This is a genomic window from Pseudomonas sp. P106(2024), from assembly GCF_057480815.1.
The window spans coordinates 303416-318590 of sequence record NZ_JBLIYU010000004.1 but is presented as its reverse complement, the minus strand read 5'-3'; the positions used below and the strand labels follow the sequence as shown (position 1 = coordinate 318590).

The following is a 15175-nucleotide window of genomic DNA, read 5'->3' as shown; positions in this document are numbered from 1 at the left end:
AGTCGAGCGTGGGCCGGTACCGGTAGTTTCAGACTAGACCATGAAGATGGGAGGCGAGCCTGGGTGCCAAGTTCCGATGACGGGCTGCACCATGATCCAGGCATCCGTGCTTAGGAACCCTTTGCAGCCTGCCGCTCTTCCTCACGCAAGGTCAGCACCTCGAATCCGCTCTCGGTCACGGCCACCGTGTGCTCCCATTGCGCCGACAGCGTGTGATCGCGAGTGATCACCGTCCAGCCATCGCGCAGACCACGGGTCCCACGCCCACCCTGGTTGATCATCGGCTCGATGGTGAACACCATCCCCGGTTGCAGCTTCATGCCCATGCCGCGCTGGCCGTAGTGCAGCACCTCCGGTGCCTCGTGCATCTGCCTGCCGATGCCATGCCCGCAGTATTCGCGCACCACGCTGTAGCCAGCGGCCTCGGCGTGGACCTGGATGGCATGACCGATATCACCGAGCGTCGCGCCGGGGCGCACCTGCTCGATGCCCTTCCATAATGCGGCATAGGTGGTATCGACCAGGCGCCGGGCCTGGTCGCCGATCTGACCGATGCCGTACATCTTCGACGAGTCGGCAATGTAGCCGCCCTGCTCCAGGGTGATATCGACATTGACGATCGAGCCTTCCTTCAACACCTCGTCGGCCTTGGGCATGCCATGGCAGACCACATGGTCCACCGAGGTGTTCAGTGAATAGGGGAAACCGTACTGGCCCTTGCTCGCCGGTCGGGCCTTGAGGGTTTCGACGATGAAGGCCTCGGCGCGGTCGTTGATCTGCATGGTGGTCACTCCGGGGCGGATGAAACCGTCGAGGTCGGCAAACACCCGGGCCAGCAGTTGGCCTGCGCGGCGCATCAGCTCGAGCTCGGCGGCGTCCTTGAGGATGACCTTGCTCATTGCAGAAGCGCCTTGAGGTTGGCCTGCTCCTGGCGCAGCAACTGGCGCAGCAGTTCCTGATAGGTGGCTTGCGGGTGCAGTTCGGCCAGCATGCCGAGGCGGATCCAGTGCTCGGCCTGGGCGTTGATCGAACGCGACAGCGCGGCGCTGGCCACGCGCAGGTCTTCGTGGAGGTCGTCGCAGATCTTGACGATACCCATGGTGTAGTTACTCGCATATATGAAACGTACGCGAATCATATATCCGCCCGTATGCACGCGCCATCCGTTGGTGCGTGGTTCCCCGTATTGATGCACGCCTTTGCCAAGCTAACCATCGAACCTGTGAGCGGGCTTGACCCGCGATGACATGGCCCGGGATTTGCTGCCTGGTTGCCATCGCGACCATCAACGCCGATGGTCCCTTTCATCACGACGAAGGCGCCGTGTTGCCCCGCTTGCCGCTTGCAGGCCGGGCAGCCGGCGCCTTTGTCGTTTCGTCAGCAGGAGATTGCCGATGAGCGACAGCCAAGTGCGCAGTGTTTGCCCGTATTGCGGGGTCGGCTGCGGCATCGTCATGCACGTGAGCGATGCCAAGGTGGTCAAGGTCAGTGGCGACAAGCAGCACCCGAGCAACTTCGGTCGCCTGTGCACCAAGGGCCTGAGCGCCCATGTGCCGCTACAGGCCGGGCGCATGACCCACGCCTTCGTGCGCGACCAGCGCAGCCAGCAGCCGGCGCGTTGCAGCCTGGACATGGCCATCAGCGAAGCCGCCGCGCGGTTGCGCGCGATCATCGACACCCATGGCGCGGATGCCGTGGCCTTGTACGTGTCCGGACAGATGTCACTGGAAGCCCAGTACCTGGCCAACAAGCTGGCCAAGGGCTTCATCCGCACCCGTCATATCGAATCCAACTCGCGCCTGTGCATGGCCAGTGCCGGCAGCGGCTACAAGCAGTCACTGGGTGCCGACGGACCGACGGGCAGCTACCAGGACTTCGAACGCGCCGAGGTGTTCCTGGTGATCGGCGCGAACATGGCAGACTGCCACCCGATCCTGTTCCTGCGCCTGCTCGACCGGCTCAAGGCCGGGGCCAGGCTGATCGTCGTCGATCCCCGGCGCAGTGCCACCGCCGACAAGGCCGACCTGTTCCTGCAACTGCGCCCGGGCACCGATCTCGCGCTGCTCAATGGCCTTCTTTACCTGCTGCATGTCAACGGCCACACCGACGCGGATTTCATCGCCCGCCACACCGAGGGCTGGGAGGACCTGCCGGCGTTTCTCGCGGACTACACCCCGGAACGGGTCGCGGCCATCACCGGGTTGGACGAGGCCGACCTCCACGAAGCCGCCCGCCTGATCGGTGAGGCCGGCGAATGGATGAGCTGCTGGACCATGGGCCTGAACCAGAGCATCCACGGCACCTGGCACACAAATGCCCTGTGCAACCTGCACCTGGCCACCGGCGCCATCTGCCGCCCCGGCAGCGGGCCGTTTTCGCTGACCGGCCAGCCCAACGCCATGGGCGGCCGCGAGATGGGCTACATGGGACCGGGCCTGCCGGGCCAGCGTTCGGCGCAGGTGGCGGCGGACCGCGCCTTCGTCGAGCGGCAGTGGCAGCTGGCGCCCGGCACATTGCGCAGCGAGGGCGGCGAAGGCGCGGTGGCGCTGTTCGAACAGCTCAAGAACGGCGAAGTGAAGGCCTGCTGGATCATCTGCAGCAACCCGGTGGCCAGCGTCGCCAACCGCCAGCAGGTGATCGACGGCCTGAACCAGGCGCACCTGGTGATCAGCCAGGACGCCTTCCTCGACACCGAGACCAACCGCTACGCCGACATCCTCCTGCCCGCGGCGCTGTGGGCCGAGGGCGAGGGGGTGATGATCAACAGTGAGCGCAACCTGACCTTGATGCCACGCGCCGTCGAGCCGCCTGGCGAGAGCCTGGAGGACTGGCGCCTGATCGCGCGCATCGCCTGTGCCATGGGCTACGCGCATGCCTTCGACTACCCGGACGCCGAGGCGGTGTTCGAAGAGATCCGCCGCTTCCATAACCCGGACACCGGCTACGACCTGCGCGGCATCGACTATGCCGGGCTGCGCGCCAGCCCCCGGCAGTGGCCCTGCGCGCCGGGGCGCGAGGATAACCGCAGCCCGCTGCGCTATCGCAACGACGCAGACGGCCAGCCAGCGGCGCTGAGCTTTCCGACTACCAGCGGCAAGGCGCGTTTTCATGCCCGACCCTGGCTGGCGCCGGCCGAGTTGCCGGACGATGCCTACCCCTTCATCCTCAACACCGGCCGCGTGCAACATCAGTGGCACACCTTGACCAAGACCGGCAAGGTCCCAAGCCTGAACCGCCTCGACCCCGGCCCCTTCGTCGAGATCCACCCCGCCGATGCCCGGCGCCTGGGCATCGGCGACAAGGACCAGGTGGCGATCCGTTCACGTCGAGGCCAGGCGCTGCTGCCGGCCCGCCTCAGCGACCGGGTGTTGCCCGGCGGCTGCTTCGCGCCATTCCACTGGAATGACCTGTACGGCGAGCAGTTGGCGATCAACGCGGTGACCTGCGACGCCGTCGACCCCACCTCGCTGCAACCGGCCTTCAAGTACTGCGCCGTGACCCTCGAACGGGTCGCGGGTGAACGCATCGAGGTCCTCGACCTGGACGTCACCATTCCTGCGGAGCCCGTCCCCATGCCGACCGCCACCCTCGCCCGCCTGCTGGGCCTGGAGACACAACCTGCTCCGGTGCTTGCCGAAGAGGAGCGCCATTACCTGCAAGGTTTCCTGCTTGGCCTGCAACAGACACGCGCCGAGGGTGTGCCAAGCCTCCCGGCCACCGCACCATTGGCGCCGGCCCGGCGCCTGTTCGTCGATGGCCTGCTGGCGGGGCTGTTCGCCCAGCCCCAAGCACAGGCGGCAGTACCTTGCCATCGCGTGTTGTGGGCCTCGCAGACCGGCAACGGTGAGGCGCTGGCCGAACGCTGCGCCCAAGGCCTGCGCGAGGCGGGGCTGATGGTGGCGCTCAGCAGCATGGAAAGCGTCAGCCCGGCGCAATTGCACGGCTGCGCCAGCGTACTGCTGATTGCCAGCACCTTCGGTGACGGCGATGCTCCGGACAGTGGCGCCGCATTCTGGCAGGCCCTGCAGGGTGCGGGCGAAACCGATTGCGCCAATCTGCCCTACGCGGTGCTGGCCCTGGGCGACTCCAGCTACGACCAGTTCTGCGGCTTTGGCCGCAAGCTCGACCAGCGCCTGGCGGAACTGGGCGGCCAGCGCCTGCTGGAGCGGGTCGAGTGCGAGCCGGACTTCGAGGCTGCATTCAGTACGTGGCTCGAGGCCCTGCTGCTGGCCCTTGGCACAAACACGGTGGCTACGCCGGCGCCACCGACTGCCGAGCCTCACGGCAGAAACCAGCCATGGCCTGCACGCCTGGTGGAGAACCGCCTGCTCAATGGCCCAGGTTCGACCAAGGAGACCCGTCAACTGGTGTTCGACCTGGCGGGTAGCGGCCTGGACTACCACCCCGGCGACGCGCTGGGCGTGTGGCCGCGCAACTGCCCGGCGCTGGTCGAGGAGCTGCTCGGCCTGATGCAGCTCGATGGCCAGGCCATTGTCGAGCTTGAAGGCCGCAAGCCAATGCCCCTGGGCCTGGCGCTGGAACGGCATCTGGACATTGCCCATGTCACGCCACGACAGCTCGAGGCGCTCAGCGAAAACGCGCCCTCTCTGCAGCAGCTGTTGCAGCCTGAATGCAAGACCGCGCTCAAGGACTGGTTATGGGGCCGGCAACTGGCCGATGTGCTGCGCGAGTTCCCCCGGCAATGGCCAATGGCCCGCTGGCTGGCGCTACTCAGGCCCTTGCAGCCAAGGCTGTACTCGATCAGCTCAAGCCCCAAGGCGCACCCGGGGCAGGTGCACCTGACGGTGTCCACGGTGCGCTATGGCGAACGCAAGGGAGTCTGCTCGGCCTTTCTCGCCGACCGAGCGACGAACGTCGAAGTGGCCATCTTTGCACAGCCATCGAAACACTTCCGCCTGCCCGACGACGACGGCACGCCCATCGTCATGATCGGCCCCGGCACCGGCATCGCGCCCTTCCGGGCCTTCCTCGAGGAACGCCAGGCACGTGCAGCGCCTGGCCGCAACTGGCTGTTCTTCGGCGAGCAGCACGAGGCACACGACTTCTACTATCGCGAACAGTTGCTGGCCTGGGAAGCGCAGGGCCATGTACGCCTGAGCACCGCGTTCTCCCGCGACCAGCCGGAGAAGATCTATGTGCAGCAACGCCTGCTGGAACAGGGCGCCGAACTGTGGCGCTGGCTGCAGGACGGCGCGCATGTGTATGTCTGCGGCGATGCCCAGCGCATGGCCCGGGATGTGGATGCGGCCTTGCGCCAGGTGGTGGCGCAGCACGGCGGCCTGGACGAGACCGCGGCAGCGGCCTATGTCGAAGGTTTGGGACGGGACAAGCGCTACCGGCGGGATGTGTATTGATGCACCACGGTGGTGAGGGCTGCACCCTGCTTGTGCGCCCGCACCACCTGGCCAGCACATGCCCAAAGCTGTAACCCTTGTGAAAGCGGGCTTGCCCCGCAATTAAAGGGAGCCTGGCACGCTCCCTGCTTCAAGCAATGCACAACAGCCCCAACGACCAACGGCGGTCAACAGGGGCCTCACACTGATGAGTACAGGCAAAGGCGCCTGGAGCTTCGGCTCCAGGCGCCTTTTTCGTTTTCCGTGATCGAGGATCGGCTATGCAGGCAACAGCGAACGGGGCACAACGAGCACGACTGGTCATCGTCGGCAATGGCATGGTCGGCCATCACTGCGTCGAGCAGCTGATCGAACGCGGCGCCACGGCACACTTCGAGCTGCATGTGTTCGGCCAGGAGCGCCAGCGCGCCTACGACCGGGTGCACCTGTCGGAGTATTTTACCGGTAGCTGCGCCGAGACCCTGGCCCTGTGCGCCCCGGACTACTACAGCCGCCACGGCGTGCACCTGCACCTGGGCGAGGCGGTGCTGGACATCGATCGCGAGCGCCGGGAGCTGGTCACCGCCGAGGGCCGCCTGGGCTATGACCAGTTGATCCTGGCCACCGGTTCCTATCCGTTCGTGCCGCCAATCGAAGGTTCCAGCGGCAATGCCCGACTGGTTTACCGCACCCTCGAGGACCTCGATGCGATCCGCGCCGCCGCCGCAGATGCCCGCCGTGGCGTGGTGGTGGGCGGCGGCCTGCTCGGCCTCGAGGCAGCCAACGCCCTGAAGTCCCTGGGCCTGGAGGCGCATGTGGTGGAATTCGCCCCACGCCTGATGCCGGTACAGCTGGACAGCGAAGGCGGCGCGGCGCTCAAGGCGCGGATCGAGGCCCTGGGCGTGGGCGTGCACCTGTCCCGCGCGACCCAGTCGATCAGCGCTGGCGAGCAGTACCGCTACCGGATGAACTTCGACGGTGGCGAACACCTGGAGACCGATCTGATTGTCTTTTCCGCCGGCATCCGCCCACAGGACGCCCTGGGCCGGGCCTGTGGCCTGGAGATCGCCGCGCGCGGCGGCGTGGTGATCGACAGCCAGTGCAAGACCAGCGATCCACGGATCTTCGCCATCGGCGAGTGCGCGTCGTGGAACGGCAGCGTGTTCGGCCTGGTCGCCCCCGGCTACGCCATGGCGCGCAACCTGGCCGCGCGGCTGCTGGGCGAGACGGCGGACGATTTCACCGGCGCCGACATGTCGACCAAGCTCAAGCTGCTGGGCGTGGATGTTGGCTCGATCGGCGATGCCCATGGCGCCACGCCCGGTTCACGCAGCTACCGCTTCAGCGACGAGGCCAACAGCGCCTACCGCCGGCTGGTGGTGGATGCCAGTGGCAAGCACGTGCTCGGCGCGGTGCTGGTGGGCGACAACAGCTACTACGACACCCTGCTGCAGTACGCCCAGAACGGCATCGCCCTGCCGACCGACCCGGCATCGCTGATCCTGCCGCGAGGAAGTGGAGCGCCGACCCTGGGCGCTGATGCGCTGCCCGACAGCGCGACCATCTGCTCCTGCCATAATGTCAGCAAGGGCGCGGTGTGCGCCGCCATCGACAGTGGTTGCGGCGACCTTGCCGCCGTCAAGGGCTGCACCAAGGCCGCCAGCGGCTGCGGTGGCTGCGCTGCCCTGCTCAAGCAGGTCTTCGAGCATGAGCTGACCGCCCGTGGCGTGACGCTCGACAAGAGCCTGTGCGAGCACTTCGCCTACACCCGCCAGGAGCTCTACGGGCTGGTGCGGGTGGAGGGTATCCGCACCTTCGGCGAACTGCTCGAACGCCACGGCAAAGGTCACGTGGGTTGCGACATCTGCAAACCGGCGGTGGGCAACATCCTCGCTTCATGCTGGAACCAGCCGATCATGGACCCGGCGCTGGTACCGTTGCAGGACACCAACGACACCTTCATGGCCAACATGCAGAAAAACGGCACCTACTCCGTGGTGCCGCGCATTCCCGGCGGCGAAATCACCCCGCAGAAGCTGATCGTGATCGGCCAGGTGGCGCAGAAATACGACCTCTACACCAAGATCACCGGCGGCCAGCGCATCGATCTGTTCGGGGCCCAGCTGCACGAACTGCCGCTGATCTGGGGCGAGTTGATCGCTGCCGGCTTCGAGACCGGGCACGCCTATGGCAAGTCGACGCGCACGGTGAAATCCTGCGTGGGCAGCACCTGGTGCCGCTATGGCGTGCAGGACAGCGTGGCCATGGCGCTGCGCCTGGAGGATCGCTACAAGGGCCTGCGCGCGCCGCACAAGCTCAAGTTCGCGGTATCCGGCTGCACCCGCGAATGCGCCGAGGCGCAAAGCAAGGACATCGGCGTGATCGCCACCGACAAGGGCTGGAACCTGTACGTATGCGGTAACGGCGGCATGCGCCCGCGCCACGCCGAGCTGTTCGCCACCGACCTGGACGACGAGACCCTGGTACGGCTGATCGACCGCGTGCTGATGTTCTACATCCGCACCGCCGACAAGCTGCAGCGCACCTCGGTGTGGCGCGAGGGCCTCGAAGGCGGGCTCGACTACCTCAAGCAGGTGGTGATCGACGACAGCCTGGGCCTGGCAGCCGAACTCGAAGCGCAGATGCAGCAGGTGGTCGAGCGCTACGAGTGCGAATGGGCCAACGCCCTGGGCGATCCGGAAAAGCTCAAGCGCTTCCGCACTTTCGTCAACGACCAGCGCGCCGATCCGGATGTGCATTTCGTGCGCGAGCGTGGCCAACGCCGACCGGCTGCGCCGCTTCAGCTGATTCCCACCCACGAGGAGGCAATGTGATGAACCTGTCCAACACGGTTTCAGCCAGTGAAATCCGCTGGCAGGTGGTGTGCCAGGCCAGCGACCTGGTCGCCGACTCCGGGGTGGTGGTGTGGCACGAGGGTGAGCAGGTGGCGTTGTTCTATCTGCCGGGACAAGGGCGGGAGCTGTACGCCGTCGGCAACCGTGACCCACGCTCGGGCGCGAACATCATCGGGCGTGGGTTGGTGGGCAGCCTGGGCGCAACCGTTGTGGTAGCGGCGCCGCTGTACAAGCAACATTTTTGCCTGCAAAACGGCAACTGCCTGGAAGATCCGACACAGCGCTTGCCGGTGTGGCCAGTGCGTATCCGTGGTATGACGGTCGAACTGGGACAAAGACTCAGATGACAATCAGTTTGCCGGGAGCATGCCCAACCGGCCAGTGCCCGGCCAGGTACAGGTCGACCACCCGACGCCAGTGATCGCCCAGACCGAAGAACTGCTCGGTGGCGTACTGACGGAACGCGAAGGCCGCGCCGCCGCGAGCGGCCTCGCTGAAGTCGTGCGGGCGGCAGATGAACGGCGCCTTGTCGAGCGTGCGGGTGGCGGCCATCACTGCCCTGTTCAGCGCCATGCGCTGCTCGCTCAGCACTTTGGTCGTCTCTTGCCGCGGGTAGTACGGATCGTCTTCGCCCGCCGAGGTGGGGAGCCATTGAGTGGCATCGTACAAGCCCTGGAACGCCTGGTCCGAGGGGGTCACGAACACCGCCTCGACCGAAGCGATGAGAATCACCTGCGGATCCTGGATGTCAGGCTTGCCCAGATTGCCGAAGAATCGAGTCTGCCCGATCTGTTCGAGCGTGTGTTCCAGGTCGATCATGTTACAGCCTCAAATCGGTGATGGTCTTGGGTGGCAATGCCTTGCGACCTTGCTGGATGGTGGTGCGAAGTACACCACCGGCGGCATGCGGGCCGGGGATACCGGGCAACGAATGGTTGGGCAGCGTGCCGTGGGTCGGCATCAGGTTCCACCATTTGTTGGCGCCACCGCTTTCCAATGGAATCACATGGTGGGCCGTGGCGCCGTCTGGCCAGGTCCGGTTGGTGTTCTTTTCCCACTGTTTGATCAGGCCTTTCTCGGTTTTCACGAACTCCTTGCGCATCGCCTGGTTCTGCGCCGCGTTGCGCCGCTGCACCACCGGCAGGTTGCCGCGCAGGATCTGGGCCTGCCGCGCGGTCACTTCGCCACCGGGTGAAGCGACCTTGTTGGCGTCTTGGATGATACGGTCGAGAAGCGAACATTCCGACAAGCCCAGCGGGTCGATCCAGGTCAGTGGATTGGGAGCATAGGCATACAGGTTGATGCTGCCTTCCAGCCCCAACGGGTCCTGCTGGGTGAAGCGGCCGATGTCCGGGTCGTAATAGCGGAACGTGTTGTAGTGCAGGCCAGTCTCGCGGTCAAGGTACTGCCCCTGCATACGCAGGTTCTGCTGGCGGTTTTGGTCGGGCGCGTGCCACTCTTCGCGGCTGCGGCCCCACAACAGGTAGTCGCTGTACCAGACTGAATTGCCCTGTGCGTCGGTCAGTTGCTCGGGCAGCCCGGCAATGTTGGTGTGGAAGTACTGCACCACTTCCTGGCCAGGTGCGCCGTCGATACGCGCCAGCGGCTCGTGGCTGCCAGGGTCGGCATACAGGTACAGGCTCGATTTGCCGTCCTGCACCTCCTGCAGTAAACGCAGGCCCTGCCAGAGGAAGTCGGTGCGACTGACGGGTTGCTCATGGCCGCTGCGGTAGAGGCGCTTGCCGATGCGCCGCCCCAGTGGGTCGTAGCTGAACTCAATGCGCTCGTGCACGGTGCCGCGTTGCTGGTTTACGCGGACCAGCCGATGCTCGGCATCGTACTCGAAGCGCTGTAACAGCCGGCTGCCGCTGCGCTTCTCGACCATGCGGCCGAAACCATCGTAGCGGTAGCGTTTGTCCTGATGGACCGTGACCCGGTTGTGCCGCACATGAGCCTTGGGCTGGTAGCCCTCGATCAGGTTACCAGCGCGGTCGTACCCATAATGCTCGACGATCGGCACATCTCCCAGCGTCAGGCGGCGGGTCACACCATAGATGCGTTGGCTCGGCCCATAGTCGTAGGTCACCGAGCCCTGGCAGCTGCCATTGCCGAGGCCAGCACTGTGGAAGCGCAGCGCATGCTCTTGCTGGGCCGGATTCTGTGTGCCGGGTCGCTGGGTCTGGGTAAAGGTTTCGCAGACCAGGTTGTCGCCGTCGTCATAGCGATAGTCCTTTTGCAACAACGCCAGCGTCATGCTCGAGGCGTCCCGGTAATGGATCGCCCTCTGTTGCAGGCGCCCACAGCTGTCATAGCGGGTGCGGGTCTGCAACTGGCCCTGAGTGCGCAGCACTTCGTCATGCAAGCTGTCGCGCTCGAAATCGCAGATCACCCGCCCGTCGAGATTGAGCTGATGCAGGTGGCCGCTGCCGTAATACAGGTGGTTTATCCGGCGTTGATCGGGCAGGGTCAGGCTCTGCAGATTATTCAACTCGTCATGCGCATAACCCACGGTACCGGCAGCGCTGGTCTCGCTCAGCAGGCGGCCCATGCGGTCATAGCTGAACGCCAGTCGCCGGGCATTGCCCTGCTTATCGGTGAATGTCACCGACAGCAGGTTGTCGCCCTCGTCATGGACGTATTCGGTGCAACCATCGGTGGTGTGCTTGCGTAGCAAGCGACCAACGGCATCGTGCTCCAGCTGATGGATCTGTATGGCCGTGTCGTGAGCCTGATCCGGGATCGGGTGGTGGGCGATACACGTCACGTTGCCCCGGTGGTCGTAGGTATAGGCGTAGCCACCACCATCGAGGTTCTGCTGGGTGAGCGCACGGTCCAGCGCATCCCATTCAAAGCGATAGCGTTCGCCGTTCTCGTTCACCAGCGCCTGCAATCGGCCATAGGCATCGTAACTCAGACTCAGCGCCGCCCCCATGGGGTCGATACGTTGCAACAGGCGACCGCTGGAGTCGAAATGCCAGTGGGTGGTGCGCCCGGCGCCATCGATATGGCGGGTCAACTGCCCGGCGGCGTTGACCTGATAATGATCGGTGCGCCCGTCGGCACCCTGGCTTTCGATCAGGTAGCCGCGCACATCGTAGCGGTGGCGGCTACGCTCGCCCCGCGGATTGACAGACTCCGCCAGTTCACCGCGCTCGGTGTAGCGATAATGCGTGACATGGCCGGAACAGTCGCGGTAGCTGAGCAACTGGCCACGATCATTCCATGTGAACCGGCGTTGTCGGCCATGCGCGTCGGTGATGGCCAGCAGTCGCCCGCGATCGTCGTAGCGGTAACCTGTGGTATTACCCAGGGCGTCGGTTTCACTGAGCACATTGCCTTGGCAATCGTACTGCATGCGCAAGCTTGCGCCGCCAGGCGACACGATGCTCAGCGGCAGTGCCCAATGTTCGCCATAGGCAATGCTTTCACTGCGCCCGAGCGGGTCCTGGCTACAGACAAGGCGGCCTGCACCGTCGTAGCTGTAGCACCACTGGCTGCCATCGGGCTCGGTACTGGCGATCAACTGCCCCTGCTGGAAGGTCTCCTGCCAGAGGTTGCCCAGGGCATCGACATACCGATGGATCTCATAGTGCGGCCCCCAATGGAACGACTCCTCCCGCCCCAGGCTGTCGCGAACCCGGGTCAGGCCCTGAGCCAGGTCGTAGTCGAAGTGATAGTCCTCTGCGCTATCGCTGTGGTGGCGCATCACTCGCCACTGGTGTGTGGGCTGCGCCTCGAGCGGTGCCGGGAGGTCCCGTGGCCAGCCCCCACGCGAGGCCACTCCGTCTGGCGGTACCGCCAGGCTGGCCCATTCATAGTGATGGACGACACCGCTGGCGAGAGTCTGGCTCGCCATGCACCCCGCTGCGGTGTAGGTGAAACGGCGTACCGTTTGCCCGCTGGCATCGCGTACCTCGGCTAGCTGACCGGCCTGGGTGTAGCGGTAGCTGACCAGCAACTGCTGGTCAGCGATCTGGAACGCATCGCCTGGGGCCAACTGTAGCCGCCACACCTCGCGCACTCGGCGCCCATGCTGGTTGTCGTGGCGCAACTGCACGGCAGTGCGACCGAAGGCATCGACCAGCAATTGCAAGCGCCCTTGGTCGTCATACAGCAGTTCAAGGCGGTTGAGGTTGCGATCGCCAAGTTGCACGAGGCGCGACCGGCTGTGTGCTGTCGGATCGGTCTTGAACACCTGGTACTGGCCGCTATAGATGTCCTCCACCACCGTGATGCCATCGTCCTGATGGAAAATGGCAACACCGTCCAAGGTACTGAGCAGCGCGCTGCCGGGCACCATGCGGCCCAACTCGATGCGACTGCCGTCTTCGTCGACATAGATCCACAGCTCGCCACCTTGCGGATGAGGCACCCGTTCCAGACGCACTTCGTAGGGCAGGCTCCAGCCCTTGCCCAACAGACCATCGTCGCGCAGGTCGTTGCTGTCATAACGACGCGACCAATCGATGGCCAGCAGGCCGGGCAGGCTGAAGTCCAGGTCCTCGGGGCCATCGAGCCGTTTGCTGCCGGTGGCGACCAGCACCGGGTGTCCCTTGCAGCCAGGAATACGGGAACGGGGCTTGGGTGCGTTGCGTGGCCGCGAGCGGCTCTTGACGCGCCTTGCCAGCAGCATGCCGGCGACCAGGCCAATGATCTTTGCCGCTGCGCTCTTGCCGTCGCGGATGTCTCGCACGGTCACCGTGCCACCTCCAACCCGCACATTGGGCGAGAAGGTCATGCCGATGGGACCGTCGCAGGTGCTCTTGTCCCCGACCCTGGCCGCAGGATGGCCATTGATGAAAACCTTGTCCGACCCTTGCGCGACGAAGTTGGGGACCGGGTGCTTGCTGCACTTGACGGTGTCCAGTTCGGCAGGTTGGGTGCCAGGATTCGCCGGGGTGGCGACTGGGGGATTGAAGATGCTGTTGATTTCCTGAGCCAGCCCGATGACCGGCAGCATCAGCGATGCGCCCATCATCGCGTAGTTACCGATGTTTTCCAGTATCGAGGGTGCCTCGGCGGAGGGTTCGGCCTCACTGGCACCCGTGACGATCCCTGCCGCGCGGGCTGCAGGCATGCCATTGATGCGGGTGTTGGATGATCCGCTGTCGATCGCACCGTAGGGTTCGGGGGGAAACATCGAATTGCCGACCCAACTGCTCAGATCGGAAATGTGCTCGCCTATGCTCTTGTCTTCGCCAGCAGGCAACATAGCGGCGGCACCGACCAGGGCACCGGCGATCAATGGTGTGAGCGTGGCGGCGGCCCCACCTGTGCCAACCACGGCCACCACGGCACCGCCGATCGCCGCCGCGACCGCCGCAGTAGCGGCGGCATAGATCACCGCTTCGGTCAGCCCGCTGACCAGCTCGGCCATCAACGGCGGATGCAATATGAGATCGCCCTCGCGGGCGGCATGCAGGCTATCGCCCATGAACCACTTCCTTGTGCCCGGGTCAGTTCAGCCGCAATCCTGCCTTGAGGGCTTCCCAATGGGCGAGATCGACCGCCTCCAGCGGTGTTTCCTTGCTATAGCTGACCGCCACGAAACGGGCCTGCCCGCTTGGCGCGTAAGCCAACTGACGCTGGTACGAGACCACTTCGCCGCGCTTGAATTGCAGGCTGACTTCCAGGCCGTGGATGCCACGATCGACGCCTGCGCTGACCGGCTGTGGTTCGCTGATGATCGCCCCCAGGCGTTCACGCAACTGCGCCAGTTGCTGCAGGTAAAGCGCCTCCAGCGTCTGCCCGGCAGCCAGCGGACTGCGAGCGATCACCAGGGTGGTGCCACGCTGACGGAAGGTCAGCATGTTCATGGTGGTGTCTTCGGGCGTTTCATCGCCCAGTTCAAGGACCAGGTCCTGGGTCAGGTAGGCGGCCATAGCGCTGCTCCATGCATCGAAGCGGCACACGCTAAAGGTTCAGGGCTTTGCCTGCAAGGGAGGAACCGTCGCCGAGTGACGAAGATCACCCAGACGTTGCAGGTCTGGCCCGCACGGATACACTGCCGGGCATGAACCTCGATACCCGCATCAAGTTCCGTCACCTGCTGTGCTTCCTGGAGATTGCCCGGCAGGGCAGCCTGGCCAGGGCCGCCGACATGCTTGCGATCAGCCAGCCAGCGATCTCCAAGACCCTCAAGGAACTGGAGGACCTGCTCGAGGCACGCCTGTTCGAGCGTGGTCACAACGGCGTTACCCTGACCCCGGCCGGCACCCGCTTCATGCGCTACGCCGGCCCCAGCGTGCAGGCGTTGCGCGACGGGGTCTGCAGTGTGCGCGGCGAGGCGCGGGCACCGTCGCAGGTGCGCATCGGCGTGCTGTCGACGGTCGAAGGGCTGCTGATGCCCGAGGTGTTGTGCCGCCTGCATCAACGCCACGAGGCGTTGCTGATCAGCGTGGTGACCGGGGCCAGTGCCCAATTGCTCGGTCAGTTGCATCTGGGGGAACTGGAACTGGTGGTCGGGCGAATGACCGACAGCCCGCAGATCCAAGGGTTGTCGTTCGAGCACCTGTACAGCGAGTCGATGACCCTGGTGGTGCGGCCGGGGCACCCGCTTTTGGCGCAGCGGCCCGTCGAGCGCAGGCAGGTCGGTGATTACCCGCTGGTGCTGCCGCCGCCGGGGACGACCATTCGCCAGCATGCCGACAGCCTGTTCGTGCAATGCGCGATCCCGCTGCCGGCGCAGCGCCTGGAAACCCTGTCGCTGGCCCTGAGCAGGCGCTATGTGCTGGGCAGCGAGGCGGTCTGGGTGGCGCCACGGGACGCCGTGCTGATCGACCTCGGGCGTGGCGAGCTGGCCGAGCTCGACCTGGGCGTGCTCGAACCGGGCGGGTCGGTGGGCATCTGCCGCAATGCGGCGCTGCCCCAGAGCCTGCCGGCGCAATGGGTGTGCGAAGTGCTCCGCGAGGTGGCCGAGGCCTATCGACTCGGGACCTATCCCTGAGAACCCGGCAGGAAACTTCC

9 protein-coding genes are annotated in these 15175 nt (G+C 65.3%); 4 read left to right on the top strand and 5 right to left on the bottom strand.

All coding sequences use genetic code 11. The features are described 5' to 3' along the window. Nucleotides 1-110: 110 nt before the first annotated feature. A complete protein-coding gene (gene map / locus AC25M7_RS09900) occupies nt 111-899 on the bottom strand; it encodes a type I methionyl aminopeptidase (RefSeq protein WP_028690146.1) in 789 nt (262 codons plus the stop codon). Beyond that, nucleotides 896-1099 (bottom strand): ParD-like family protein, encoded by a 204-nt coding sequence (locus AC25M7_RS09895; protein WP_028690147.1) that lies wholly within the window; start codon nt 1097-1099, stop codon nt 896-898. The genes map and AC25M7_RS09895 overlap by 4 nt, the downstream gene beginning before the upstream one ends. 295 nt (nt 1100-1394) lie before the next feature. On the opposite strand from AC25M7_RS09895, the gene AC25M7_RS09890 reads away from it, so the two are divergent. The 3 genes from AC25M7_RS09890 to nirD all read left to right on the top strand — a co-directional run bounded on the left by AC25M7_RS09890 (nt 1395) and on the right by nirD (nt 8556). Next, nucleotides 1395-5375, top strand: a complete 3981-nt coding sequence (locus tag AC25M7_RS09890) for a bifunctional nitrate reductase/sulfite reductase flavoprotein subunit alpha (RefSeq protein ID WP_207851274.1) — start codon at nt 1395-1397, stop codon at nt 5373-5375. 260 nt (nt 5376-5635) lie between these two features. Continuing rightward, entirely contained in the window at nt 5636-8188 is a 2553-nt protein-coding gene (gene nirB / locus AC25M7_RS09885) for a nitrite reductase large subunit NirB (RefSeq protein ID WP_486970984.1), read from the top strand. After that, on the top strand, nt 8188-8556 hold the full coding sequence (nirD, locus tag AC25M7_RS09880) for a nitrite reductase small subunit NirD (RefSeq protein ID WP_069016072.1): 369 nt from the start codon (nt 8188-8190) through the stop codon (nt 8554-8556). Before nirB ends, nirD begins: the two co-directional genes overlap by 1 nt. Here the strand turns inward: nirD and AC25M7_RS09875 are convergent. Genes AC25M7_RS09875 through AC25M7_RS09865 form a run of 3 tightly spaced genes read right to left on the bottom strand, consistent with a single transcriptional unit; the run spans nt 8549 to nt 14091 of the window. Continuing rightward, the gene (locus tag AC25M7_RS09875) at nt 8549-9028 is read right to left on the bottom strand and encodes a hypothetical protein (RefSeq protein WP_062364169.1); all 480 of its coding nucleotides are present in this window, start codon (nt 9026-9028) and stop codon (nt 8549-8551) included. The two genes, nirD and AC25M7_RS09875, sit on opposite strands and share 8 nt — an antisense overlap. Before the next feature lies 1 nt (nt 9029). Next, nucleotides 9030-13643 carry an RHS repeat-associated core domain-containing protein gene (locus tag AC25M7_RS09870; RefSeq protein ID WP_486970983.1) on the bottom strand — a complete coding sequence of 1538 codons (4614 nt, stop codon included), beginning with the start codon at nt 13641-13643 and terminating at the stop codon, nt 9030-9032. 22 nt (nt 13644-13665) lie between these two features. Next, nucleotides 13666-14091 (bottom strand): DcrB-related protein, encoded by a 426-nt coding sequence (locus AC25M7_RS09865; RefSeq protein ID WP_088852658.1) that lies wholly within the window; start codon nt 14089-14091, stop codon nt 13666-13668. Between the two features lie 131 nt (nt 14092-14222). Between AC25M7_RS09865 and pcaQ the strand changes: the two genes are divergently transcribed. After that, nucleotides 14223-15155, top strand: coding sequence for a pca operon transcription factor PcaQ (pcaQ, locus tag AC25M7_RS09860; RefSeq protein ID WP_069016074.1), 933 nt, complete (start codon nt 14223-14225; stop codon nt 15153-15155). Nucleotides 15156-15175: the final 20 nt, after the last annotated feature.